Below are 23,728 nucleotides of genomic sequence, written 5' to 3'. Positions count from 1 at the left end.
TATGAAAAAATTTCTCTTTATAACTATTGTGTTTCCTCTCCTCCCCTTAAAGAACCATGGGCAATGTGACGAAAAAACGACTTTACGCTCCCGTATGGTCCAGGAGATCAAAGATAGCGGGACCCTGGAGATTCCCATAGACGCTACAGTAATTATGGATGGTGAAAAAATCACCGTCACTGTCATCGATCCGCGCAGCGGTGAAAAAGAAGTCCTGGAAAGCCATATCATCCAAACCTTGAAATGCGCATGGAAAAAATTCCCCGAAAATGGTATTTCCAGGTTTAAAGCCATGACAAGAAAGGAAAACGAGAAAGCCACAGTTTCCGAAATTATTATGGAAGGAAAATCGGGCAGTACTACTCTGACTTACACCCCTGAAAATGATAGCAGCACCAAAATCCGATTTGTTATTTATCCATGATGATCCGTCACCTAAAAAATCGTAACCTATCAATTAACCTTTAAATATTTCCGAATCATGAAAACTATGTATTTTTCAAAATTCGCATTAGCTCTGGTTTTTGCTGTACCCGGCTTATGTCAGACATCATGCTCTTCATCAGAAAGCAAGGAAAACGTTGCGTTGAGTAGTGAGGAATTGGCTATGGCAGTTGATTATCCCGATCCGCCGTTAACCTGGCAGGAACACTGGTTTGAACACAACCAGCTGGTAAAAAGGGTTTTCTTTGATGACCACCTGGCCCTGTATTTTGACGATGATGTAGACCGGTCCGTTACCTGGCCCAATGTGCTGCTTTCGGATGTATGGGTATATGTAAAAAACACTTACGGAAGTTTTGGTGACGACCCCAGATTATTTACCGTATTACATACCGGGAGATATTCCGGGGGACATCCTTCTACCTATTTTGATGCAAGTCACGACTACCGGAATGTCATTGATTGCGGCCCTTTCACCTGGACAGAAGAAACCCCGGCGGGAGGGATAAGCATGCTCGTTCATGAGGTGGGCCATATTGTAGAGGGTGCGGCCAAAGGAATTAAGGAGTCTCCGGCATGGGATATCTGGAAAGACAGTAAATGGGCGGAGATTTTTATTTATGATGTCTACAAAAATCTCGGAAAAGATGATTTTGCACAACAGGTTTATGACGATATGATGGGCCAGTACGACAATTTTCCAAGGGAAAACACCCAGTGGTTTAAGGATTGGTTTTACCCTATTTATTCCCAATACGGGGAAGAAATCGTACTCAACGGCTTCTTCGATCTCCTGGCAGCACATTTCCCGAAAACAGCAGACGGAAAATCTTATTCCAGGAGGATGAACTGGGGGGAATTCATTCACTTCTGGAGCGGCGCCGCCGGAACAGATCTGAAGCCTCTTGCCCAAAATGCTTTCGGGTGGTCTGACGAATGGGAAAACCAGCTCACGGAAGCCAAAAGCACTTTTCACCGGATCACCTACTAAAGGTAAAGTTTTTCTTCCCACAAAATTGTCCGGTAGAAAATATCCGGTACATTATGCCGGATATCCCTCGGAATGATCGTGTATGAATTCAAGGTATGAGGAGAAACAAAAAGCCCGGGAGTATGGTACGAGGGCACTGAAAAAGTCCATCATTTGTGAGCTGGCTTAACAAACGATCAAGTAGAACATAGTTTTACTTGATCGTTTTTTTATTGCCCAATTTCAATATTTCGGGACATCGCCTGATTTTGGGATCGGTATGTGCCCTCGGATTCCAATCTTTTGGCAAATAGGTTGTAAGCAGATGGATTTTAGCCCGGATTTCGGGTTTATTTAATCAATTTCAGGATTCTTTTCAAGTTTACTGTAAAGATTACCAGCGCCCCTTGCATTTCCATGTTCCCAATACCATAGGAGTTTGCCCGTCCGTATCCATGTACATTCTTTAGCTCACTGTTTTTTGCCTCTATCTTGTATCGTTCCTTGGTTTTCTGTTTGTAATATTCTGTTTCCTGAAAGTCCATCTGTTCTTTGTGGAGGTCAGATTTTATGGTTACCGAATAGGTTTTGCTCTTAGCCCCGGGCTTGTAACAGTTTTCCCTTTGGGGACAGACCTTGCATTTTTCCACGTCAAAGTAATAAGTGTCCGCTTGATTTTTTCCCCTATCTTTCTTTCCCTGACGGGCCTTTCTTATGGCCAGATGGCCTGCCGGACAAACAAACATCCCGGCATCCTTGTTGTAATCGAACATCTTTTCATCCTTTCTGGAGCCTTGGGCAATGGAAGGGGTAAGCCCGGCAACTATCCTGATACCCTGGTCGCCGCCCAATTTCAGATTTTCTTTACCTGAATAAGCTGCATCGCCGATAACCGTATCTATTTCCACTCCATTCTGCTGGCTGATCTCTAAAAGCTTGGGTAGTTCCGGACCATCCCCTTTTTCTCCCGAGGTAACCACGGCAGCTGTAATGATACGTTCCTCGGTCATGGCAAGATGGGTCTTGTAACCAAAGAATTTGCTGTCTGCTGACTTATGGCCAATCTTGGCATCTATGTCCTTGGAAAGCGTATAGTGTTCCCGGGTGTCCTCAACCGTTTCTTTTAATAGGTTCAACTTCTCTTTGACCGCAGGAATTTCGCTCAAGGTCCTGTCCGACCCGATCCGTTCCTGTAACTCCTTGCAATAGGTAATCTCTTTCTCAAGGTCACTCGACTCATTCTTTTCGGGCATTTGACCCTTCATATCCCCGTCTATGGTATAAACCGCTTTGCGAAGCAGTTTTGATCGCTCTCTAAGGACATCAAGTGCAGAATGCGGGTTCGATCTGGACAGCGAATGGGTAGCATCCACGATGATCGACTTGGATTTGATGATGTCCTTTTCAATCGCAATACAGACTGTTTTGTTAATCAAGAGGTTTAATAGGTCCGTATCCTTTAGTCTAAGTTTGCGGAACTTGGTCAGCGAGCTGGGATTGATTACATCATCTTCCGGTGCCATCTCCAGAAAATATTTGAAGGACATATCGTAGCGAGAGCGCTCAACGACATCTACGTCTGAAACACAATATATTGTCTTTAGCAACAGGTACTTGAACATACGGATAGGACTCTCGGCTGTACGTCCGTTGTTGTGGCAGTACTTCTCAAGCAGCTCATCGTATATAAAACCGAAGTCTATCAGGTCATTGATCTTCCGGAGAAGGTTATCTTTGGGAACGATCAGATCATACAACCCCGAGTAGGTGCTGAACTGGATCTTTTGTTGGCAAGCAAGCATCGGGTACCTTTTAAAACCTGATTTAAGGTACAAAAAAAGAGCAGATAACCGTAGTTTTTCTGCTCTTTTTTTAGCCTTAACTAATAAGGACTTTTTCAGTGCCCTCGTATGGTACCCCCGGGCTTTTATATATCTGGATTAAATTATGGCATCCTCTTATACGGCCTGCTTTTGTGCAGGTATATGCAATCCGCACTCTCTGTTTTCCAGAACTTTGGTCGGGTCATAGTATTTGAATTCGTTTTCCAGGCCGTTTTCTTCCAGGTATTCATCCAGTTGTTCATCTGACCAGTAGAAGAACGGGGAAACCTTTATAACCCCGTCATTCCCCAGGGTAACAATGTCCAGCGAATCCCGGAATGCCGTTTGTCCTTTTCTCAGGTTGGTAAACCATACATCCGGCTGGTGCTCTTCCATTGCTCTCCGGAAAGGCTCCAGTTTCACCTGTTCCGTAAATTCTTTGTGCAAAGGAGAATCTATATCCGGTATCCCCATAACCGCATCGCGATGCGCAGCAGTTTGCTTAGGGACAAATAAATGAATCCGGAGGTCCAGGCTTTCTATAAGTCTCTCCGCATGTTTATAAGTCTGCGGAGTATTGTATCCTGTATCGCACCAAATCACGGGAATATCGTTTTTCACTGCGGTAGCAGCATGTAGAATAGCCGCTTCATACGGTCTGAAATTAGTGGTCACCACAGGGCGGTTTGCTGTTTCCAAAGCCCATTCCACAATCTCTTCGGGAGATTTGTCTTTCAGGAATTCGTTTATCTTTTTTAAATCCATGATCATTTATTTTTTGTGATTCGCAACCAGGCTCTTTCATGCAAATAATAGAGTATCATCTTGGAAACAACTTCTATACTCCCGATCCCCAAAGCGATTTTAATATCACCGGTAAGGATATAGGAGATAATCATAGTATCTATCGTTCCGACCAATCGCCATGAAACAGCCTTTAAAACAGACACCCTGTGACTGTCCGATGTTGGCTTTAGCTTCTGTGTTTTCAGCAAATCGAGTATCATAGTAATAGTAATAGGATACAAATATACTATTAATCTATCGATTTACTAGACTTTAAAAAGATTTTTTTAATTTTCTGCGGAGAGGTCCGCCAGAGTCTTTTTTTCCAGTACGCTGAGCATACTGTCTCTGAGCTCTACCATGACCCGGTTCAGGGAGCATTCTTCTTCTGTTTTGCAATCGCTGCACTTTTCGTAGAAATGCAGGCTTACACAGGGTAACGGGGCAATAGGCCCCTCCAATATACGCATCAGGGCCGCAATAGTTATCTGTTTGGGATCTTTCAGCAGGTAGTATCCTCCGCCCTTCCCTTTCTTGGAACCCAGAAAACCGGAGTTTTTCAATTGCAGCAATATAATTTCCAGGAATTTTTTGGAAATATTCTCACTTTCCGCAATTTCCGATATCAATACCGGTTTGCTTTCTTCCTTCCTGGCCATGTAAACCAGGGCTTTCAGCCCGTATTTGGTCTTTTTTGATAACATATCTTAAAAACTGCCCTTAACTGTACTCCGAAACCAGATTCCGGAGTAAGTTCTGCTCTAATATAACAATTATTTTTCGGTCTTGTTTTTTTCCAGGAATACCTCGGCCATCATACACCTTGCACTCCCGCCTCCACAGGCTTCTATAACATCAAGGGGAGATGACAATATCGGGCAATACTTTTCTATGGCAGCCTTTTGTTCCGGTGTCAGGCTATGGTGCGCAGCAGTACTCATAACAAGGTATTTTGTACCGTTCTTTCCTGCCACCTGCAACATATTACCGGCAAAATTGTTTACCTGGTCTTCCGTGATACCGATAATTTCTTTTCCGTCTTCCTTAAGGTGCCTAATGACTTCTTTCCGTTCCTTTTTATCGTCCAGGGAATCCAGGCAGATCACAGCGAAATCTTCGGCGACACACATCATCACGTTGGTGTGATATATTACCTTTCGTTTTCCTTTTACGGTCTGATAGGCAGTGAAGATTACCGGTGTGTATTCGAAGTTTTCGCAAAACTCGATAAAAAGTTCCTCGTCCGCACGGGGAGACAATGCGCAATAGGCTTTACGGTTTACCCGGTCCAGCACCATACTCCCGGTTCCCTCCAGGAAAATTTCATCTTCTTCCGCCTCGGTATAATCTATAATGGTTTCTATTTGAAATCCTTGTTCCTCTACCATATCAAGGACTTCCCCCCTGCGCTCCAGTCGCCTGTTTTCAGCAAACATGGGATACAGGGCTACAGTAGCATTAGCATGAAAGGATATCCAGTTATTGGGAAAAACGGAGTCTGGTGTATCCGGTTCTTTAGTATCGTCCACAACAATAACAGAGACGCCTGCTGCCGTTAGTTTGTCTACAAAATTATCGAATTCCTGCAAGGCCTTTGCCTGAACCGTTTCCGGCAACAGGTTATCCAGCACTTTCTGGTAGTAATTGTTTACCGCTGTCTGTTCGTTCATCCGGAAACTCACCGGACGGATCATCAAGATGGTATTGGTTATTTGTTTTTCCATAATTATTCCCTGATTAATGGCATTGTTGAGCAACGGAACAATCCTTCCTGTTTGGCTATTTCCGCATAAGCCACTTCTTCCACGACGAATCCGTTTTCCCTGAGCCAATTATTCAACCGTGTGAAATTACGTTCGGAGACCACAACATCGGTGTCTATGGAAAATACGTTGGAGAACATATAGTACATTTCGTCCCGGGTAATGTGAAACAGATTGTCTTTTCCGAAAAGGTTTACCAGATAGTCATAATCTTTTTCCAAGCGGAAACCGCCTTTATAAATGATCCCTTTGTTTTTGCCTACGGGTTGAAAACAGCAATCCAGGTGCAGGGCATTGTCCCTGGCTTCGATTTTTGACTTTACCAGGTCGAACTCTTTCACTTTTTTATTCGGAAAGAGGTCAGAGATAAACCGGACACCGTGCATATTTGTCCTGGCTGTTATCTGGTCCGGGTAATCCTGGCCTTTATACGTCCCCACAAAAATATGATCCCCCCACAGCATCACATCTCCGCCTTCTATGTGAACTTCTTCGGGTGGTGTAATGATTTTATCCGGAAGTATTCCATCCATAACATATTGAATGGCCTTCAGTTCTTTCTCCCTATCGGGTAATATATTGGATTTTATAAACAGGTCGTCTATCACAAAAGCTATATCTCTTGCAAATATCTGGTTACAGTCCGCTATAACATTCGGGCGGAATACCTGTACATCATATTTGTTCAATACCACGGCGAAAGCCTCCATTTCCGTTACCATATCCTCTTCTTCAGGATAGGTTCCGGCCAAAATATGTTCCAGTGATTTAGGGTCATATGTTTCTTCGGGTGCAGGTACGGGACCGTTACTTTTTGCCGTTCCGAGTACCAACGCCCTTAACCTGGAGGTTTCGTCTTTTACATTCAACTTCAACATAAAGGTAATGATTTGTTACAAATATAAAAAAAGCAGAGACGCACAGCTGTGCGTCCCTACCTGTTTTTCCTAAAAAAGACCGGAAAAATACCCGGTCTTTTATCCTGCTTATTTTATCTTTTATCTATATCTGCGAACGGACGTTGGTTTTCCCCGATATACACTTGTCTCGGTCTTCCGATAGGTTCGTTACGCAGGCGCATTTCTCTCCATTGTGCTATCCACCCGGGCAGTCGTCCCATGGCAAACATTACAGTAAACATTTCCGTAGGAATGCCAAGTGCCCTGTAGATAATTCCGGAGTAAAAGTCTACATTCGGATAGAGTTTTCTATCCACGAAATACGGATCTTCCAAAGCCTCTTTTTCCAGACCTTTTGCAATATCCAGTATCGGGTCCACAACTCCCAGATCTCCGAGAACTTCATCTGCGGCTTTTTTAATGATCTTTGCACGCGGATCAAAATTCTTGTATACCCTGTGGCCAAATCCCATCAGTCGGAAAGGATCTTCTTTGTCCTTCGCTTTAGCCATATATTTTTTAGTATCTCCTCCGTCGGCCTTGATGCCTTCGAGCATTTCTATCACGGCTTGGTTAGCCCCTCCGTGAAGCGGCCCCCAAAGTGCAGAAATACCCGCAGAGATAGATGCAAACAGACCTGCATGAGAGGATCCTACGATCCGCACCGTAGACGTGGAGCAGTTTTGTTCGTGATCTGCATGAAGTATTAACAGCTTGTCCAGAGCATTGATTGCAATCTCATTCTTTTTATATTCCTTGTGTGGCCTTTTGAACATCATCTTGGCGATGTTTTCTACATATCCGAGGCTATCGTCTCCGTAGTCCAGCGGAAGTCCCTCTTTCTTGCGCAATGTCCACGCCACGAGGACCGGAAATTTAGCCATCAGTTTCACTATGGCCTTATACATGTCCTCCTCAGAAGATACATTAACCGAAGAAGGGTTAAATGCAATAAGAGCACTGGTAAGGGATGCCAGGACTCCCATGGGGTGAGCAGACTTGGGAAAACTGTCGAGTATCTTCTTCATTTCCTCATCTACTACGGACTGGTCCTTTATATCATCGTGGAATTTCTCCAGTTGACTTTTTGTAGGCAACTCGCCAAAGATCAAAAGGTATGCAACCTCAAGGAAATCGGCTTTCTCAGCCAGCTCTTCGATAGTATAACCGCGGTAACGGAGAACTCCTTTTTCACCGTCCAGGTAGGTAATAGCGCTCTCACAAGACCCGGTATTCTTATACCCCGGATCAAGAGTTATGATCCCGCTTTTTGCCCGGAGAGTCTTGATATCTATCGCTATTTCATCTTCCGTTCCTATGGTTACCGGAAACTCATATTTCTCACCGTTATACTCTAAGGTAGCAGTTTTTGACATAATAATTCTATAGATTTTAGATTTACTTATTTCCTCATCTCAACAATCGGGCAGACGCCTGAATAAGAGATGCGGACGAGAGTTGCGAAAATACAAAATAATGTGTTAATATAAGGTTAATTACGACTATTTTTGCTTGTTTCACGACACAAAAAACGCATTTTTTGTACTGGCAATGTATTGGTGTTCCCCTGGAATCATTATGTATTCTTCATATTCTTCCGGAGTGGCCCATCCCGTGCTTCAAAAAGATGGCAAAAAATGATTCTTAAAAAGAAAAACCCCGAAGGCACGGGGCTTCCGGGGTTTTGACTTCTTTATAATCAAAAGTAAATCGCTTATTTTATTTTAAAAGCTTTTTCTTTCGGATAATATGCTACATCTCCTAATTCTTCTTCTATGCGCAGCAACTGGTTATATTTAGCCATACGGTCACTTCTTGATGCGGATCCGGTTTTAATCTGACCTGTATTCAGTGCCACGGCAAGATCGGCAATGGTATTGTCTTCTGTCTCTCCGGAGCGGTGAGACATAACGGAAGTATACCCTGCATTATGTGCCATATTTACTGCTGCTATCGTTTCGGTAAGGGTTCCGATCTGGTTTACTTTGATAAGGATGGAATTGGCAATACCATTCTCTATACCACGAGAAAGTCTTTCTACATTGGTAACAAACAGGTCATCGCCAACCAACTGGACTTTGTCTCCGATCTTCCCGGTAAGATATTTCCAGCCTTCCCAATCGTTTTCATCCATACCATCCTCGATAGAGATTATAGGATATTTGCCCGCCAGTTCAGCCAGGTAATCTGCCTGTTCCTGCGATGTTCTCACTTTTCCTTTATCTCCTTCGAATTTAGTATAGTCATACTTGCCATCCACATAGAATTCGGCAGAAGCACAATCCAGGGCGATCTTTACTTCATCACCGGCTTTATAACCTGCTTTTTCGATAGCTTTAATTATAGTCTCCAATGCATCTTCGGTACCATCCAGAGTAGGAGCAAAACCTCCTTCGTCTCCTACGGCAGTACTGAGGCCTCTGTCGTGCAGTACTTTTTTGAGATTGTGGAATATCTCTGTACCCATTTGCATGGCGTGTGTAAAGCTTTCTGCTTTTACAGGCATAATCATAAATTCCTGGAAAGCAATAGGGGCATCGGAGTGAGATCCGCCATTAATAATGTTCATCATAGGCACGGGAAGCGTATTTGCACTAACTCCTCCGACATAACGATACAAAGGCATCCCGAGTTCGTTTGCTGCAGCTTTTGCTACGGCCAGGGAAACCCCGAGTATGGCATTAGCACCCAGTTTGGATTTGTTTGGCGTACCATCCAGTTCTATCATCTTGTTATCGATAGCGTTTTGTTCAAAAACGGATGTTCCGACAAGTTCTTCCGCAAGTATGTTATTTACATTGTCAACCGCTTTAGAAACTCCTTTCCCCATATAAGAAGAACCCCCGTCTCTAAGTTCTACAGCTTCATGCTCTCCCGTAGATGCTCCCGAAGGCACTGCTGCCCTTCCAAGGATACCACTTTCTGTAACTACATCTACTTCTACGGTAGGGTTACCTCTCGAATCTAAAATCTGCCTTGCGTGAACACTAATAATTATACTCATAATATTACTTTGTTATATTCTTTTTCTTTTTCGTTTATTATACCTGAATGTATTGTATTAACTGTTTACTGCCGGTTTTTGAGCGATCATCTCTATAAACTGGTCAAAAAGGTAAGACGCATCGTGAGGTCCGGGACTTGCTTCCGGGTGATATTGCACCGAAAAACAGTTCTTCCCTTTAATGCGGATACCAGCTACGGTATCGTCGTTCAGATGAAGATGTGTAATTTCCACATCGGGGTGGCTCTCTACTTCTTCCCGGTTTACCGCAAATCCATGATTCTGCGAAGTGATCTCACCTTTACCGGATACCAGGTTTTTTACCGGATGGTTAATTCCCCTGTGCCCGTTGTGCATTTTATATGTAGATATACCCTGAGACAAGGCTATAACCTGGTGTCCGAGACAAATACCGAAAAGAGGCAGGTTTTCGTCAATTATTCTTTTGGCTACGGCTATGGCACTATCCAGCGGTTCGGGATCACCGGGACCGTTTGACAGGAAATAGCCGTCAGGATTCCAGGCCTGTAATTCTTCAAAACCGGCATCGTAAGGAAAAACTTTAACGTAGGCCCCTCTTGCCGCAAGATTTCTCAGGATATTCTTTTTAATCCCCAGATCCAGTGCCGCGACTTTGTAAGTAGCGTCCGGGTTACCAAAGTAATACGGTTCTTTTGCTGATACTTTTGAAGATAATTCGAGCCCTTTCATATCCGGTACCTCTGCGAGCCGTGCTTTCAATTCGTCTATCCTATCTACTTCCGTAGAAATTACGGCATTCATGGCCCCGTTATCCCTTATGTAGCTTACCAGTGCCCTGGTATCTACATCCGAAATAGCAAACAGATCGTTCTCGTCCAGAAAATCCTTCAGGGAACCTTTGGCATTTACCCGCGAATAATCATAGCTGAAATTCTTGCAGACCAGTCCCGCTATTTTAACGGAATCCGACTCCACTTCTTCCTCGTTCACACCATAATTTCCGATGTGAGCATTGGTCGTAACCATAATCTGACCGAAATAGGACGGATCCGTAAAGATCTCCTGATAACCGGTCATCCCGGTATTAAAACACACTTCACCGAAGGCAGTTCCTTCTTTACCTACTGCTTTTCCATAAAAAATGGTCCCATCCGCAAGGATAATGACCGCTTTCTTTCTTGATTGATACTTCATGTACGGATAAGTATTTTTAAAAAAAATTCTTCCGATGCCTTTAGATTTAAGGCTTTACCTGATGTTACAGAAATATTCAGACCATCTGTTGTACCTCTCCATTCCAGACATTCCGAAGAACTTTAAAAAGTTTTACAAAATAACATAAAAAAAAGGATAAACTAAAATGTTTATCCTTTTGATATGTAATGATTTCGTTATCATTTGTTATTCCTCCGATGAAGGTTTTTTATCTTCTCCTTCTCCGGCTTTATCGGCTTTTTCAGCCTTCGGTTCTTTTTTAGGAGCCTCTGTCTTTTTCTCTTCCGCAGCTTTTTCTTCCTTTACGGCAGTTTCGGCTGTGGTCGTTTCTTCCTCCTGAGATTTTTTGCTACGTCCCCTTCTGGTAGACTTCTTCTTGGCTCCTTTACCTGTATCGTAAGTTTCGTTATAATCTACAAGCTCAATAAGGGCCATATCCGCGTTATCACCAAGACGGTTACCCAGTTTAATAATCCTGGTGTATCCTCCCGGACGATCTGCAACTTTAACCGCTACATCTCTGAAAAGCTCGGTTACGGCATATTTATTTCTCAGCTTGGTGAAAACTACTCTTCGGTTATGGGTAGTATCTTCTTTGCATTTGGTTACCAAAGGCTCGATAAATTGCTTCAGGGCTTTAGCCTTTGCCACTGTTGTATTAATACGCTTGTGTTCTATTAAAGAGCACGCCATATTTGCCAACATAGCCTTTCGGTGCGCTGATTTCCTCCCTAAGTGGTTTATTTTCTTTCCGTGTCTCATCTTAATTCCCTAATTGTTCTTTTCCCGAAATGTACTCCCCAGAAGGGGAATACATTCGAAAAAGGAAAAGATTAATCTTTATCTAATTTATATTTTGACAAATCCATCCCGAAGCTCAGTCCTTTCACGCTTACCAGTTCTTCCAGTTCTGTCAGGGACTTTTTACCAAAGTTTCGGAATTTCATTAAATCGTTCTTGTTAAAGGACACCAGGTCTCCCAATGTATCCACTTCAGCAGCTTTCAGACAGTTCAATGCACGTACGGACAAGTCCATGTCCACCAGTTTGGTTTTGAGTAATTGCCTCATGTGCAGAGACTCCTCGTCATAAGTTTCTGTCTGTGCGATCTCATCCGCTTCGAGGGTTATTCTCTCATCGGAGAACAACATAAAGTGGTGGATCAGTATTTTAGCCGCTTCGGTAAGGGCATCTTTAGGATGAATGGAACCGTCGGTGATAATTTCAAAAACCAGCTTTTCGTAGTCTGTCTTCTGTTCCACACGATAGTTCTCTATACTATACTTTACGTTCTTTATAGGAGTAAAGATCGAATCCGTAAAAATAGTTCCTATAGGAACATTGGGCTTTTTGTTTTCTTCAGCAGGAACATAGCCCCTCCCTTTTTCTACGGTAAGTTCCAGGTTAATATTAACACCGGACTCCATATTACAGATTACCAGATCCGGATTCAGTACCTGAAAACCGGAAATGAATTTCTGAAAGTCTCCTGCTGTCAATTGCTCCTTACCGGTAACAGAAACGGAAACCGTTTCGTTATCCACATCTTCTATCTGTCGTTTAAAACAGATCTGCTTCAGATTGAGGATAATTTCTGTAACGTCTTCTACTACACCGGATATAGTGGAGAATTCATGCTCCACGCCTTCTATCTTTACCGATGTAATAGCAAAACCGTCTAAAGAAGCCAGCAAGACTCTTCGCAATGCGTTACCAACGGTCAATCCGTATCCGGGTTCCAAAGGACGAAATTCAAATTTCCCTTCGAAATCGGAAGAATCGATCATTATAACTTTATCGGGCTTTTGAAAATTAAATATTGCCATAATACGACAGCTGTCTGATTATTATTTAGAGTATAACTCGACGATTAATTGTTCTTTGATGTTTTCCGGAATCTGCATTCTTTCCGGAACGGCTACGAAAGAACCTTCTTTTTTCTCGGTATTCCACGTAATCCATTCATACACGCTGGAATTGTTTGCCAAAGAATCCTCTATTACTTCAAGAGATTTGGACTTTTCGCGAACTCCAACAACATCGCCGGGTTTTAAAGCATAAGAAGGAATGTTTACGATTTCCCCGTTTACGGTAATATGACGGTGCGACACTAATTGCCTTGCACCTCTTCTGGAAGGTGAAACCCCCATTCTGTACACAACATTGTCCAGACGGGATTCACATAATTGCAGTAATACCTCACCGGTAACTCCCTTGCTTCGGTTAGCTTTTTCAAACAGGTTCCTGAATTGTTTCTCCAGAATCCCGTAAGTATATTTTGCTTTTTGCTTTTCCATTAACTGGATAGCATATTCCGATTTCTTTCCTCTCCTTCGGTTGTTACCATGTTGTCCGGGAGGGTAGTTTTTCTTTTCAAAAGATTTGTCGTCTCCAAAGATCGGCTCTCCGAATTTCCTTGCGATCTTGGTTTTTGGACCTGTATATCTTGCCATGTTTTTTAAATATTTTTGAGGATGATTATGAATTAAGGCTTATCCTTCGATAATCGTTAACTATCCTCGTTTATTGAATTACAATTTATGAGTTCGCGTAATGATTTTATAAGTTACGAATTACGATTTGGCTATTACCGGATTTACCGTGTACATCAAAAATCGTAATTCGCAAATCAAAAATAATCAGACTCTTCTTCTTTTCGGTGGACGACATCCGTTGTGTGGCAACGGAGTAACGTCGATAATCTCTGTTACTTCAATCCCGGCGTTGTGAATGGTACGGATAGCTGATTCCCTTCCGTTACCTGGTCCTTTTACATAGACTTTCACCTTTTTCAGACCGGCTTCCTGCGCTATTTTAGAAGCATCTTCCGCAGCTACCTGGGCAGCATAAGGAGTATTTTTCTTAGACCCCCTAAAGCCCATTTTCCCGGCAGATGACCAGGATACCACATCTCCTTTTTTGTTGGTAAGAGATATGATGATATTGTTGAATGATGCAGAAATATGCGCCTCACCTACAGATTCTACAACGACCTTGCGTTTCTTAGAACTTTTTGTATTTGACTTTGCCATATTACCCTACCTATTATTTAGTTGCTTTCTTCTTGTTAGCAACAGTTTTTCGTTTACCTTTTCTAGTCCTGGAATTATTCTTGGTCCTTTGTCCTCTCAGCGGTAAACCAATCCTGTGGCGGATACCTCTGTAACATCCGATATCCATCAATCGCTTGATGTGAATCTGTACTTCAGAACGCAATTCTCCTTCAATTTTGAAAGCACCTACGGCTTCACGAATACGGTTAATTTCGTCATCGGTCCATTCAGACACTTTGGTATCTTCATTAACTTCCGCTTGTGCCAAAATTTCTTTGGCCCTGCTTTTTCCAATACCAAAAATATAAGTCAACGAGATAACCCCTCTTTTATGTTTTGGTATATCTACTCCTGCGATTCTTGCCATAACTACCCTTGTCTTTGTTTAAATCTAGGATTCTTTTTATTAATTACGTACAATCTCCCCTTACGACGCACAATTTTGCACTCGGGACTCCTCTTTTTTAATGATGCTCTTACTTTCATGATAATTCAATATTCAAGGTTCAAGGTTCAAGTTTAACTTTGAATTCCAAACCATTTAGTATCTATAAGTGATTCTCGCTTTTGAAAGGTCATACGGACTCATTTCCAGTTTTACCTTATCGCCGGGCAACAGTTTTATATAATGCATACGCATTTTACCGGATATATGAGCAGTAACCACATGACCGTTTTCCAATTCTACCCGAAACATCGCATTGGATAATGCTTCGATTATCGTTCCGTCTTGCTCTATTGCTGCTTGTTTAGCCATTTATAACTTCTCCATTTTTTAACCTGCCTGTACGGGCAGATAGGTTTACGATTTATGATGTCGATATTCCAACTCCATAATCCACTACCATCTTATGCCACTACTTTCCTGTTTTTACCGGTTTTCATCAGACCGTCATAGTGCCTGTTAAGCAGATACGAGTTCACTTGTTGCATCGTATCTATAGCCACACCGACCATAATGAGCAATGATGTACCGCCGTAAAACAAGGCCCATCCCTGCTGCATCCCGACAATTTTCACTACGAAAGCGGGCAAAATAGCTATAAGGGCAAGGAATATAGAACCGGGAAAAGTGATCAAAGACATAATTTTGTCCAGATAATCTCCGGTTTCCTTTCCGGGTTTTATACCGGGTATAAATCCTCCGCTTCTTTTAAGATCGTCCGCCATTTTATTGGTAGGGACGGTAATTGCGGTGTAAAAATACGTAAAAACTATGATCAGCAATGCAAAGAGCATATTATACCAGAAACCGAAAATGTCCATAAAAGCTGTTTTCACCGATTGGGCGGCTTCAGAATTGGACAATCCCGCAAGTGCTCCCGGAACGAACATAATGGCCTGTGCAAAAATAATAGGCATTACTCCCGATGCATTGAGCTTTAAAGGAATGTACTGCCTGGATCCGAATACATTTTTCTCGTAACCTCCGGTAGTTGTCCTTCTTGCATATTGTACCGGAATCTGTCTTGTTGCCATAACCAGCATAATACATGCCAGAATAACTACAAACCAGATAACAAGTTCAATAAGGACCAGCATCAACCCTCCGTTGTTTTCGGACACCCTGGATGCAAATTCCTGGATGAAAGACTGCGGTAACCGGGCTATGATCCCCACCATGATAAGCAGTGAAATACCATTACCAATACCTTTATCCGTAATCTTTTCACCGAGCCACATCGCAAATATTGTACCGGTTACCAGAATAATAACCGACGGAATGATAAAATCGAGCCCTTTCCCGAGAAGGAAAGCACTGTCCGGTACACCTAAAGCTCCAAGTCCGTACAGATATGCCGGGGCCTGAACCACACATATGGCAATGGTAAGCCAGCGTGTGATCTGGTTAATGGTTTTTCTGCCGCTTTCTCCCTCTTTTTGCAGTTTTTGCAGATAAGGGATGGCAATCCCCATCAACTGCACTACAATGGAAGCCGATATATAAGGCATAATACCCAAAGCGAAAACGGAAGCGTTGGCAAAAGCCCCTCCCGTAAAAGCATTAAGAATTCCTAATAAACCGGTGTCCGTTTTGCTGGACAGTTCCGCCAGTTGTACCGAATCAACACCCGGAAGTACGATTTGCGTACCGAAACGGTACACAAGCAGTAACCCTAGGGTAACCACTATTCTGCTTTTCAGCTCTTCTATCTTCCAAATGTTGCTAAGTGTCTCTAAAAATTTCTTCATGGTCGGTTTTTTCTTATAAAGTTACCGCTTCTCCTCCTGCCTCTTCGATGGCAGTTTTAGCACTGGCAGTAAATTTATGTACAGATATTTTCAGCTTTGCCTTCAGTTCACCTCCACCCAGTATTTTTACAAGGTCAGATTTTTTAACTACCCGGTTGTTCACTAATATATCCAAATCCACAGTATCGGTGACAACACCTTTATCTACCATGTCCTGCAATTTACCAAGGTTTATACCAACGTACTCTTTACGGTTTATGTTTTTAAACCCAAATTTGGGAACACGTCTTTGAAGCGGCATCTGCCCACCTTCAAAACCGATTTTTTTAGAGTATCCGGAACGAGATTTAGCCCCTTTGTGACCTCTTGTAGCGGTACCGCCTTTTCCGGATCCTTCTCCACGGCCAACTCTCTTCCCGTCCTTATGTACTGAACCTTCTGCAGGTTTTAAGTTACTTAAGTTCATAACTATATTGTTAATTAAGCCTCTTCTACAGAAACTAAGTGTTTAACTTTATTTACCATACCAAGGATATTAGGTGTAGCATCGTGCTCTACAACCTGTCCTATCTTTCTCAGGCCAAGAGCTTCTAAGGTTCTCTTCTGATCCTGAGGACGCTTAATGTTGCTCTTTACTTGTGTAACTCTGATCTTTCCCATTTTTAATCCTTGTTTATCCTTTAAAAACTTTCTCCAGAGAAATACCTCGCTGAGCAGCTATGGTACCAGCATCTCTCAACTGCAACAAAGCGTCGAAAGTGGCTTTTACCACATTGTGCGGGTTAGACGATCCCTGAGACTTCGACAATACATCATGTACTCCTACTGCCTCCAGTACGGAACGAACCGCACCACCGGCTATAACACCGGTACCGTGAGAAGCAGGCTGAAGATATACTCTTGCACCGCCATATTTCCCTTTTTGTTCGTGAGGCAGTGTTCCCTTGTTCAAAGGAATACGAACCATGTTTTTCTTAGCATCTTCCACAGCTTTGGAAATAGCGTCGGCAACTTCTTTGGATTTACCCAATCCGTGACCAACAACACCGTTCTCATCTCCAACTACCACAATAGCAGAAAAACCGAATGCTCTACCTCCTTTAGTAACCTTAGTAACTCTCTGTACGCCAACCAAACGGTCTTTCAATTCCAGCCCGCCGGGTTTTACCAATTCTGCGTTTTTGTATTTCTGATACATAATTTCTTAGAATTTTAGTCCTGCTTCCCTAGCTCCTTCTGCTAATGATTTTACTCTTCCGTGATACAGATAACCACCTCTGTCAAAAGAAACGGTTTCTATACCGGCTTTCAATGCTTTCTCAGCGATAGCTTTTCCAACCAAAACAGATACCTCTATTTTAGTACCTTTAGAGTCAGCAATGTCCTTATCTCTGGAAGATGCCGATGCCAAAGTAACTCCCTGTACATCATCTACCAGCTGTGCATAAATCTCTTTATTGCTTCTGAAAACAGCCAGTCGCGGTTTTTCAGCGGTTCCGCTGATAACCTTTCTGATCCTGTTTTTTATACGTATTCTTCTTTCCGTCTTTGATAATGCCATAATGCTAATTATTAAGCTGATTTACCTGCTTTTCTTCTTAATTGCTCACCGACAAACTTAATACCTTTCCCTTTATAAGGTTCCGGCTTACGGAACGAACGGATCTTAGCCGCTACCTGGCCGACCAATTGTTTGTCGTACGATGTCAGTTTAATAACAGGGTTCTTCCCTTTTTCAGAAATGGTTTCCACCTTTACTTCCGGTGCCAGTTCCAAAACTATATTGTGAGAAAAACCAAGAGCAAGATCAAGTTTCTGACCCTGGTTGCTGGCTCTGTATCCCACACCTACCAGTTCTAATTGCTTGGTAAACCCTTCAGAAACTCCTAAAATCATGTTGTTGATCAAAGTACGGTAAAGTCCGTGCTTTGCCCTTTGGTCTTTACTTTCATCCGTAGTTTCCAATATAATCTGTCCATCCTCTTGCTTTACAGCAATGTCTTTAACTTCCTGAGTTAATTCGCCTAATTTACCCTTTACAGTTATGGTATTACCGTCTATGGTAACGGTAACTCCATCAGGTACATTAACTGGACTTTTTCCTATTCTTGACATTTCCTTTGTCTTTATTTGTTAGTAAACGTAACACAACACTTCACCACCCACATTATCCTGCTTGGCCTGCTTGCTGGTCATCACTCCATGAGAAGTAGAGACAATAGCTACTCCCAAACCGTTCAAAACTCTGGGCAGATCGGCAGAACCAACATACTTACGCAACCCGGGTTTACTCACACGTTGTATCTTTTTGATAATGGGCTCCTTGGTAGCTTTGTCATATTTCAAAGCTATCTTTATGATTCCCTGCACAGAGTTATCCTCAAATTTATAACTGAGGATATATCCCTGATCAAACAAGATCTTGGTTATTTCTTTTTTCAAATTAGAAGCAGGAATTTCCACTACACGGTGTCCGGCACTGTTAGCATTCCTGATTCTTGTCAAATAATCTGCTATAGGATCTGTATACATTTGTATTTATTTGCGGTTGCAGTTTTCAGGTCAACCTGAACTTACCACCAGTTAAAAATTTACCAACTAGCCTTTTTAACACCAGGAATCAATCCCTGGTTAGCCATTTCGCGGAAGGTAACACGAGATAAACCGAAAACTCTCATATACCCTTTAGGCCTACCTGTAAGTTTACAACGGTTGTGCAACCTTACCGGCGAAGCGTTTTTGGGCAGTTTTTGCAAAGCTTCATAATCTCCGGCTTCTTTAAGAGCCTTACGTTTATCGGCATATTTTGCAACGAGCTTTTCTCTCTTCACCTCGCGGGCTTTCATGGATTCTTTAGCCATACTTAATTCTTTTTAAAAGGTAATCCTAATTCGCTTAACAATGATTTTGCCTCTTTATCAGTATCGGCAGAGGTAACAAAGGTGATATCCATTCCGGAAATTTTGTTCACTTTGTCAATGTCTATCTCCGGGAATATAATCTGCTCGGTTATACCCAGGTTGTAATTTCCTCTTCCGTCAAAACCTGTAGCTTTAATACCGTTAAAGTCTCTAACCCTTGGCAGAGCACTTGTTACCAATCTGTCCAGGAATTCATACATTCTCTCTCCTCTAAGGGTAACTTTAGCCCCAATAGGCATCCCTTTACGGAGTTTAAAAGAGGCAACGTCCTTTTTAGATATGGTAGACACGGCTTTTTGCCCGGTTATCCTGCCTAACTCCTCTACGGCATGGTCTATAAGTTTCTTATCAGCAACAGCAGCTCCAACACCACGGCTAACTACGATCTTCTCCAGTTTAGGCACTTGCATTACGTTCTGGTACCCGAACTCATCTGTAAGAGCAGCAACTATCCTGTCCTTATACTCTTGTTTCAATCTCGGAATGTAAGCCATAACTAAATTACTTCATTAGATTTCTTGGATACTCTCACTTTCTTACCATCCTTTACTTCATAACCTACCCTGGTAACTTCTTTAGACTTTGGATCTATAAGAGACAGGTTAGATAAATGAATAGGAGCTTCTTTTTCAACGATTCCTCCCTGAGGGTTGTTAGCACTCGGCTTTTGATGTTTGTGAACCGTGTTCACACCCTCAACAATCGCCTTATTCTTCTCACGATCTACTTTAAGGACTTTGCCTTCCGAACCTTTGTGATCTCCGGCAATAACCCTTACAATATCTCCCGATTTTATTTTTAGCTTTGTCATTTTGCAATGTATTACAGCACCTCAGGTGCTAATGATACTATCTTCATAAATTGCTTGTCGCGAAGTTCTCTGGCAACCGGACCGAAAACACGTGTTCCACGCATTTCACCGGCAGCATTCAACAGCACACAGGCATTATCATCGAAACGAATGTAAGAGCCGTCAGGTCTTCTTACTTCTTTTTTGGTACGAACTACCACTGCAGTGGATACTTGTCCTTTTTTAACGCTTCCGTTAGGAGTCGCCTCCTTTACAGTAACTACAATTTTATCACCTACAGAAGCATATCTTCTTTTTGTACCGCCGAGAACACGAATTGTCAGAACTTCTTTAGCTCCGGTATTATCGGCCACTTTTAATCTTGATTCTTGCTGTACCATAATTACTTCGCTCTTTCAATGATTTCAACTAACCTCCAACACTTGGTTCTACTCAACGGACGAGTCTCCATTATCTTTACGGTATCCCCAATATTGCAATCGTTCTTTTCGTCGTGTGCGACATATTTTTTAGTCTTCAACACGAACTTTCCGTACATAGGGTGTTTTACCCGTTTCACTTCAGAAACAACAATGGATTTCTCCATTTTATTACTGGTAACAACACCTATTCTTTCTTTTCTTAATTTTCTTTTTTCTTCCATCTTAAAGCAGCATAGAATTATTGTAATTCTCTTTTAGTAAGCTCAGAGGCTAACCTTGCAACCGTTCTTCTTGCTTTTCTAAGCTGAAGCGGATTTTCCAGCGGGGTAATAGCGTGAGCCATTTTTAAGTCTGCATAATTCTTTTTGAATTCACCAAGCTTTTCTTGTAGCTCGGCAACAGATAATTCTTTAATTTCTGACTGTTTCATAATTCTTCAAGTATTAAGCTGAATAATCCCTTGCCACAATGAATTTGGTCTTTACCGGAAGTTTTTGAGCTGCAAGACGCAATGCTTCTTTAGCTACGTCTAACGGCACACCTCCGACTTCGAACATAATTCTGCCTGGTTTAACAATTGCAGCCCAATATTCTACTGCACCTTTACCTTTACCCATACGTACTTCAAGAGGTTTCTTGGTTATAGGCTTATCCGGAAATATCTTGATCCACAACTGCCCTTCCCTTTTCATATAACGGGTAGCCGCAATACGCGCAGCTTCTATTTGACGTGCAGTTATAAATGAAGAATCCATAGATTTTATACCAAACATTCCGTTAGAAAGTTCATGCCCTCTCTGGGAAATCCCTTTCATACGCCCCTTCTGCTGTTTGCGATATTTGGTTCTTTTTGGCTGTAACATTTTTCCTTACTTTAAAAAATTACTTTCTGCGACGAGCTTTTTTCGGACCGCTTTTTCCTCCCTGCTGTTTTTTGGACATGCCAACCAGCGGAGACAGTTCTCTCTTACCGTAAACCTCGCCTTTCATGATCCACACTTTTACTCCGAGCCTACCATAAGTGGTATGTGCCTCTACAAGTGCATAATCGATATCAGCTCTGAAGGTAGACAAAGGTATCCTTCCTTCTTTGTACGATTCAGAACGCGCCATTTCTGCACCGTTCAAACGGCCGGAAATTTGCACTTTAACACCTTCTGCATTCATTCTTATTGCAGCCGCAATAGCCATTTTAATAGCACGCCTGTAGCTGATCCTGCCCTCTATCTGACGTGCAATACTTGCAGCGACGAGATTAGCGTCCAATTCCGGTCTTTTAATCTCGAAGATGTTAATCTGAACCTCTTTATCGGTAATTTTCTTAAGCTCTTCTTTCAGCTTGTCTACCTCCTGACCGCCTTTCCCGATGATTATTCCGGGACGCGCTGTGGTGATAGTAACGGTTACAAGCTTCAAGGTACGCTCAATAATTACCCTGGAAACACTAGCTTTTGACAAACGAGCATGAACATATTTTCTGATCTTATCGTCTTCGGCGATCTTATCACCGTAGTCTTTACCGCCATACCAGTTAGATTCCCATCCTCTGATAATACCAAGGCGATTTCCGATTGGATTTGTCTTTTGTCCCATTTATCTCCTAGCTTTGTGTGTTATTATTAGCTCCAAGCACCAATGTTACATGGTTGGAACGTTTCCTTATTCTGTGAGCGCGACCCTGAGGTGCCGGACGAAGTCTTTTCAGCATACTTCCGCCATCCACACGGATCTCTTTCACAAACAGGTCTGCTTCTTCTATGCTTGCATCCTCGTTTTTAGCCTGCCAGTTAGCTATTGCAGACAACAACAGTTTTTCTAAACGACGGGATGCTTCCTTTTGATTAAATTTCAAAATAGCAAGCGCTTTTTCTACTTTTTCTCCCCTTACCAGATCCGCAACAAGACGCATCTTTCTGGGGGAAGTAGGGCAGTTATTCAACTTTGCAAACGCTAATTCCTTCTTAGCTGCTTTTATTTGCTCTGCTCTTTCTCTTTTGCGAACTCCCATAGCTTCCTATTATTTTTTTCCTTTATTTTTCGCACCGGCATGCCCTCGGAAGGATCTTGTCGGTGAAAACTCTCCTAACTTATGTCCCACCATGTTTTCTGTAACATACACAGGAACAAACTGACGACCATTATGTACAGCTATAGTCTGTCCAACAAAATCCGGTGTTATCATGGAAGCCCTGGACCAGGTTTTAATAACCGTCTTTTTCCCTGACTCTACATTTTGTTGTACTTTTTTCTCTAGACTATAGTGAACGTAAGGTCCTTTCTTTAACGAACGTGCCATCTGTAATTTCTTTTATTTCTTTCTACGTTCTACAATATACCTATTACTTGCCTTGGTGCGTGTACGGGTTTTAAATCCTTTAGCAGGAACTCCGTTTCTAGACCTAGGATGTCCTCCTGAAGCCCTTCCTTCACCACCACCCATCGGGTGATCTACCGGGTTCATAGCCACAGGTCTTGTTCTCGGTCTTCTGCCAAGCCACCTGCTTCTACCCGCTTTACCGGACACTATCAACTGATGATCGGAGTTAGACACTACCCCTACGGTAGCAAAACAAGTAGCCAGCACCAACCTGGTTTCTCCGGAAGGAAGCTTTACCGTAGCATACTTCCCTTCCCTTGCCATTAACTGAGCAAAGGCACCGGCACTACGAGCCATAACAGCTCCCTGTCCCGGACGCAGTTCTATACAAGAAATCACTGTACCCAATGGAAGATCAGATAAAGGCATTGCATTACCGATCTCAGGCGCACTACCAGGACCGGAAATTACAGTCTGACCAACTTTTAAACCGTTCTGAGCTATAACATATCGCTTTTCGTCATCACTGTATTTCAGCAAAGCGATAAACGCTGTTCTGTTCGGATCGTACTGAATAGACTCCACTGTAGCTTCAACACCAACCTTCTCTCTCTTGAAGTCTATAACACGATACTTTCTTTTGTGACCACCACCTCTCTGGCGCATGGTCATCTTTCCTTGACTGTTTCTCCCCCCGGACTTTTTTAACGGAGCGAGCAAACTCTTCTCCGGCTTATCAGTAGTAATCGCGTCAAATCCGTTTACTACTCTAAAACGCTGCCCCGGGGTTATCGGTTTTAATTTTCTAACTGACATTTTTGTCTTTTCTTATATATTACTATAAAAATCAATAGTATCTCCTTCCGCTACCTGAACAATAGCTTTTTTATAAGCATTGGTCTTACCGTATTGTATCCCGGCTTTGGTATAGCGCACACTTCTTTTCGGACCGTAATTCATTGTTCGAACTTTCTGCACGGAAACTCCGTAAGCGGACTCAATGGCATCCTTGATCTCCAGCTTATTGGCATTACCGTTAACAATGAAACCATAGCGATTGTTTATCTCGCTGTCAGCGGCCACTTTTTCCGTAATTATAGGCTTAATTAACACACTCATGGTTCA

The 23,728-nt window shown here is 42.5% G+C and carries 37 protein-coding genes; 2 read left to right on the top strand and 35 right to left on the bottom strand.

The window, feature by feature from the left end; all coding sequences use genetic code 11:
- The first annotated feature begins 1 nt into the window (after window position 1).
- Together ACVBDU_RS18725 and ACVBDU_RS18720 are read left to right on the top strand one after the other, a co-directional pair.
- Entirely contained in the window at window positions 2–424 is a 423-nt protein-coding gene (locus ACVBDU_RS18725; protein ID WP_447181253.1) for a hypothetical protein, read from the top strand.
- A gap of 57 nt (window positions 425–481) precedes the next feature.
- Complete coding sequence (locus tag ACVBDU_RS18720; protein WP_447181252.1) at window positions 482–1,435, top strand: hypothetical protein; 954 nt, start codon at window positions 482–484, stop codon at window positions 1,433–1,435.
- A 329-nt stretch (window positions 1,436–1,764) separates the two neighbouring features.
- Here ACVBDU_RS18720 and ACVBDU_RS18715 read toward each other — a convergent pair whose 3' ends face one another.
- The 35 genes from ACVBDU_RS18715 to rplW form a co-directional block, all read right to left on the bottom strand.
- Window positions 1,765–3,216 carry an IS1182 family transposase gene (locus ACVBDU_RS18715; RefSeq protein WP_447181251.1) on the bottom strand — a complete coding sequence of 484 codons (1,452 nt, stop codon included), beginning with the start codon at window positions 3,214–3,216 and terminating at the stop codon, window positions 1,765–1,767.
- Between the two features lie 156 nt (window positions 3,217–3,372).
- The gene (locus tag ACVBDU_RS18710; protein WP_447181250.1) at window positions 3,373–4,002 is read right to left on the bottom strand and encodes a phosphoadenosine phosphosulfate reductase domain-containing protein; all 630 of its coding nucleotides are present in this window, start codon (window positions 4,000–4,002) and stop codon (window positions 3,373–3,375) included.
- Window positions 4,003–4,004: 2 nt separating this feature from the next.
- Window positions 4,005–4,244 (bottom strand): DUF2061 domain-containing protein, encoded by a 240-nt coding sequence (locus tag ACVBDU_RS18705; protein WP_447181249.1) that lies wholly within the window; start codon window positions 4,242–4,244, stop codon window positions 4,005–4,007.
- A gap of 66 nt (window positions 4,245–4,310) precedes the next feature.
- Window positions 4,311–4,727, bottom strand: coding sequence for an RrF2 family transcriptional regulator (locus ACVBDU_RS18700; RefSeq protein ID WP_447181248.1), 417 nt, complete (start codon window positions 4,725–4,727; stop codon window positions 4,311–4,313).
- A gap of 69 nt (window positions 4,728–4,796) precedes the next feature.
- The gene (gene ctlX, locus ACVBDU_RS18695; RefSeq protein WP_447181247.1) at window positions 4,797–5,747 is read right to left on the bottom strand and encodes a citrulline utilization hydrolase CtlX; all 951 of its coding nucleotides are present in this window, start codon (window positions 5,745–5,747) and stop codon (window positions 4,797–4,799) included.
- A gap of 2 nt (window positions 5,748–5,749) precedes the next feature.
- A complete protein-coding gene (locus ACVBDU_RS18690) occupies window positions 5,750–6,664 on the bottom strand; it encodes a dimethylarginine dimethylaminohydrolase family protein (protein WP_447181246.1) in 915 nt (304 codons plus the stop codon).
- Between the two features lie 113 nt (window positions 6,665–6,777).
- Complete coding sequence (locus tag ACVBDU_RS18685; protein WP_447181245.1) at window positions 6,778–8,061, bottom strand: citrate synthase; 1,284 nt, start codon at window positions 8,059–8,061, stop codon at window positions 6,778–6,780.
- 338 nt (window positions 8,062–8,399) lie between these two features.
- Window positions 8,400–9,689, bottom strand: a complete 1,290-nt coding sequence (gene eno / locus ACVBDU_RS18680) for a phosphopyruvate hydratase (protein ID WP_447181244.1) — start codon at window positions 9,687–9,689, stop codon at window positions 8,400–8,402.
- 57 nt (window positions 9,690–9,746) lie between these two features.
- The gene (gene carA, locus ACVBDU_RS18675; RefSeq protein WP_447181243.1) at window positions 9,747–10,865 is read right to left on the bottom strand and encodes a glutamine-hydrolyzing carbamoyl-phosphate synthase small subunit; all 1,119 of its coding nucleotides are present in this window, start codon (window positions 10,863–10,865) and stop codon (window positions 9,747–9,749) included.
- Between the two features lie 207 nt (window positions 10,866–11,072).
- Window positions 11,073–11,648: a 50S ribosomal protein L17 gene (rplQ, locus tag ACVBDU_RS18670; protein WP_447181242.1), complete on the bottom strand. Its 576-nt coding sequence runs from the start codon at window positions 11,646–11,648 to the stop codon at window positions 11,073–11,075.
- Between the two features lie 71 nt (window positions 11,649–11,719).
- A complete protein-coding gene (locus ACVBDU_RS18665) occupies window positions 11,720–12,712 on the bottom strand; it encodes a DNA-directed RNA polymerase subunit alpha (RefSeq protein WP_447181241.1) in 993 nt (330 codons plus the stop codon).
- 21 nt (window positions 12,713–12,733) lie between these two features.
- Window positions 12,734–13,339: a 30S ribosomal protein S4 gene (gene rpsD / locus ACVBDU_RS18660; RefSeq protein ID WP_447181240.1), complete on the bottom strand. Its 606-nt coding sequence runs from the start codon at window positions 13,337–13,339 to the stop codon at window positions 12,734–12,736.
- 186 nt (window positions 13,340–13,525) lie between these two features.
- Complete coding sequence (gene rpsK, locus ACVBDU_RS18655) at window positions 13,526–13,918, bottom strand: 30S ribosomal protein S11 (RefSeq protein WP_447181239.1); 393 nt, start codon at window positions 13,916–13,918, stop codon at window positions 13,526–13,528.
- Between the two features lie 13 nt (window positions 13,919–13,931).
- The gene (gene rpsM, locus ACVBDU_RS18650) at window positions 13,932–14,306 is read right to left on the bottom strand and encodes a 30S ribosomal protein S13 (protein ID WP_447181238.1); all 375 of its coding nucleotides are present in this window, start codon (window positions 14,304–14,306) and stop codon (window positions 13,932–13,934) included.
- A 2-nt stretch (window positions 14,307–14,308) separates the two neighbouring features.
- A complete protein-coding gene (ykgO, locus tag ACVBDU_RS18645; protein WP_074978891.1) occupies window positions 14,309–14,425 on the bottom strand; it encodes a type B 50S ribosomal protein L36 in 117 nt (38 codons plus the stop codon).
- A gap of 55 nt (window positions 14,426–14,480) precedes the next feature.
- On the bottom strand, window positions 14,481–14,696 hold the full coding sequence (gene infA / locus ACVBDU_RS18640) for a translation initiation factor IF-1 (RefSeq protein WP_123216423.1): 216 nt from the start codon (window positions 14,694–14,696) through the stop codon (window positions 14,481–14,483).
- Window positions 14,697–14,788: 92 nt separating this feature from the next.
- Window positions 14,789–16,132 carry a preprotein translocase subunit SecY gene (gene secY, locus ACVBDU_RS18635; protein WP_447181237.1) on the bottom strand — a complete coding sequence of 448 codons (1,344 nt, stop codon included), beginning with the start codon at window positions 16,130–16,132 and terminating at the stop codon, window positions 14,789–14,791.
- Between the two features lie 13 nt (window positions 16,133–16,145).
- Window positions 16,146–16,598, bottom strand: coding sequence for a 50S ribosomal protein L15 (rplO, locus tag ACVBDU_RS18630; protein ID WP_447181236.1), 453 nt, complete (start codon window positions 16,596–16,598; stop codon window positions 16,146–16,148).
- 14 nt (window positions 16,599–16,612) lie between these two features.
- A complete protein-coding gene (gene rpmD / locus ACVBDU_RS18625; protein ID WP_447181235.1) occupies window positions 16,613–16,792 on the bottom strand; it encodes a 50S ribosomal protein L30 in 180 nt (59 codons plus the stop codon).
- A 13-nt stretch (window positions 16,793–16,805) separates the two neighbouring features.
- Window positions 16,806–17,330, bottom strand: a complete 525-nt coding sequence (gene rpsE, locus ACVBDU_RS18620; protein WP_447174405.1) for a 30S ribosomal protein S5 — start codon at window positions 17,328–17,330, stop codon at window positions 16,806–16,808.
- Window positions 17,331–17,336: 6 nt separating this feature from the next.
- Window positions 17,337–17,693, bottom strand: coding sequence for a 50S ribosomal protein L18 (rplR, locus tag ACVBDU_RS18615; RefSeq protein ID WP_447181234.1), 357 nt, complete (start codon window positions 17,691–17,693; stop codon window positions 17,337–17,339).
- Window positions 17,694–17,704: 11 nt separating this feature from the next.
- Window positions 17,705–18,247: a 50S ribosomal protein L6 gene (rplF, locus tag ACVBDU_RS18610; protein ID WP_447181233.1), complete on the bottom strand. Its 543-nt coding sequence runs from the start codon at window positions 18,245–18,247 to the stop codon at window positions 17,705–17,707.
- A gap of 18 nt (window positions 18,248–18,265) precedes the next feature.
- Window positions 18,266–18,664 carry a 30S ribosomal protein S8 gene (gene rpsH / locus ACVBDU_RS18605; RefSeq protein ID WP_447181232.1) on the bottom strand — a complete coding sequence of 133 codons (399 nt, stop codon included), beginning with the start codon at window positions 18,662–18,664 and terminating at the stop codon, window positions 18,266–18,268.
- A gap of 59 nt (window positions 18,665–18,723) precedes the next feature.
- Entirely contained in the window at window positions 18,724–18,993 is a 270-nt protein-coding gene (gene rpsN / locus ACVBDU_RS18600) for a 30S ribosomal protein S14 (protein WP_447181231.1), read from the bottom strand.
- 2 nt (window positions 18,994–18,995) lie between these two features.
- Entirely contained in the window at window positions 18,996–19,547 is a 552-nt protein-coding gene (gene rplE, locus ACVBDU_RS18595) for a 50S ribosomal protein L5 (protein WP_447181230.1), read from the bottom strand.
- A 2-nt stretch (window positions 19,548–19,549) separates the two neighbouring features.
- Window positions 19,550–19,864, bottom strand: a complete 315-nt coding sequence (gene rplX, locus ACVBDU_RS18590; RefSeq protein WP_447181229.1) for a 50S ribosomal protein L24 — start codon at window positions 19,862–19,864, stop codon at window positions 19,550–19,552.
- Window positions 19,865–19,875: 11 nt separating this feature from the next.
- Window positions 19,876–20,244: a 50S ribosomal protein L14 gene (gene rplN / locus ACVBDU_RS18585; RefSeq protein WP_447174398.1), complete on the bottom strand. Its 369-nt coding sequence runs from the start codon at window positions 20,242–20,244 to the stop codon at window positions 19,876–19,878.
- Between the two features lie 2 nt (window positions 20,245–20,246).
- Window positions 20,247–20,507 carry a 30S ribosomal protein S17 gene (rpsQ, locus tag ACVBDU_RS18580; RefSeq protein ID WP_072318077.1) on the bottom strand — a complete coding sequence of 87 codons (261 nt, stop codon included), beginning with the start codon at window positions 20,505–20,507 and terminating at the stop codon, window positions 20,247–20,249.
- A 17-nt stretch (window positions 20,508–20,524) separates the two neighbouring features.
- The gene (rpmC, locus tag ACVBDU_RS18575) at window positions 20,525–20,716 is read right to left on the bottom strand and encodes a 50S ribosomal protein L29 (protein ID WP_447181228.1); all 192 of its coding nucleotides are present in this window, start codon (window positions 20,714–20,716) and stop codon (window positions 20,525–20,527) included.
- 13 nt (window positions 20,717–20,729) lie between these two features.
- The gene (rplP, locus tag ACVBDU_RS18570) at window positions 20,730–21,149 is read right to left on the bottom strand and encodes a 50S ribosomal protein L16 (protein ID WP_447174397.1); all 420 of its coding nucleotides are present in this window, start codon (window positions 21,147–21,149) and stop codon (window positions 20,730–20,732) included.
- 19 nt (window positions 21,150–21,168) lie between these two features.
- Window positions 21,169–21,879, bottom strand: coding sequence for a 30S ribosomal protein S3 (rpsC, locus tag ACVBDU_RS18565; protein ID WP_447181227.1), 711 nt, complete (start codon window positions 21,877–21,879; stop codon window positions 21,169–21,171).
- A gap of 7 nt (window positions 21,880–21,886) precedes the next feature.
- Window positions 21,887–22,294, bottom strand: a complete 408-nt coding sequence (gene rplV / locus ACVBDU_RS18560) for a 50S ribosomal protein L22 (RefSeq protein ID WP_447181226.1) — start codon at window positions 22,292–22,294, stop codon at window positions 21,887–21,889.
- Window positions 22,295–22,303: 9 nt separating this feature from the next.
- The gene (gene rpsS, locus ACVBDU_RS18555) at window positions 22,304–22,582 is read right to left on the bottom strand and encodes a 30S ribosomal protein S19 (RefSeq protein WP_008613595.1); all 279 of its coding nucleotides are present in this window, start codon (window positions 22,580–22,582) and stop codon (window positions 22,304–22,306) included.
- Window positions 22,583–22,594: 12 nt separating this feature from the next.
- Window positions 22,595–23,419 (bottom strand): 50S ribosomal protein L2, encoded by an 825-nt coding sequence (gene rplB, locus ACVBDU_RS18550; RefSeq protein WP_447181225.1) that lies wholly within the window; start codon window positions 23,417–23,419, stop codon window positions 22,595–22,597.
- Between the two features lie 12 nt (window positions 23,420–23,431).
- Window positions 23,432–23,722, bottom strand: coding sequence for a 50S ribosomal protein L23 (gene rplW, locus ACVBDU_RS18545; protein WP_447181224.1), 291 nt, complete (start codon window positions 23,720–23,722; stop codon window positions 23,432–23,434).
- Window positions 23,723–23,728: the final 6 nt, after the last annotated feature.

Source organism: Sinomicrobium endophyticum (assembly GCF_052983315.1).
This window is presented reverse-complemented; position numbering and strand designations above follow the sequence as displayed.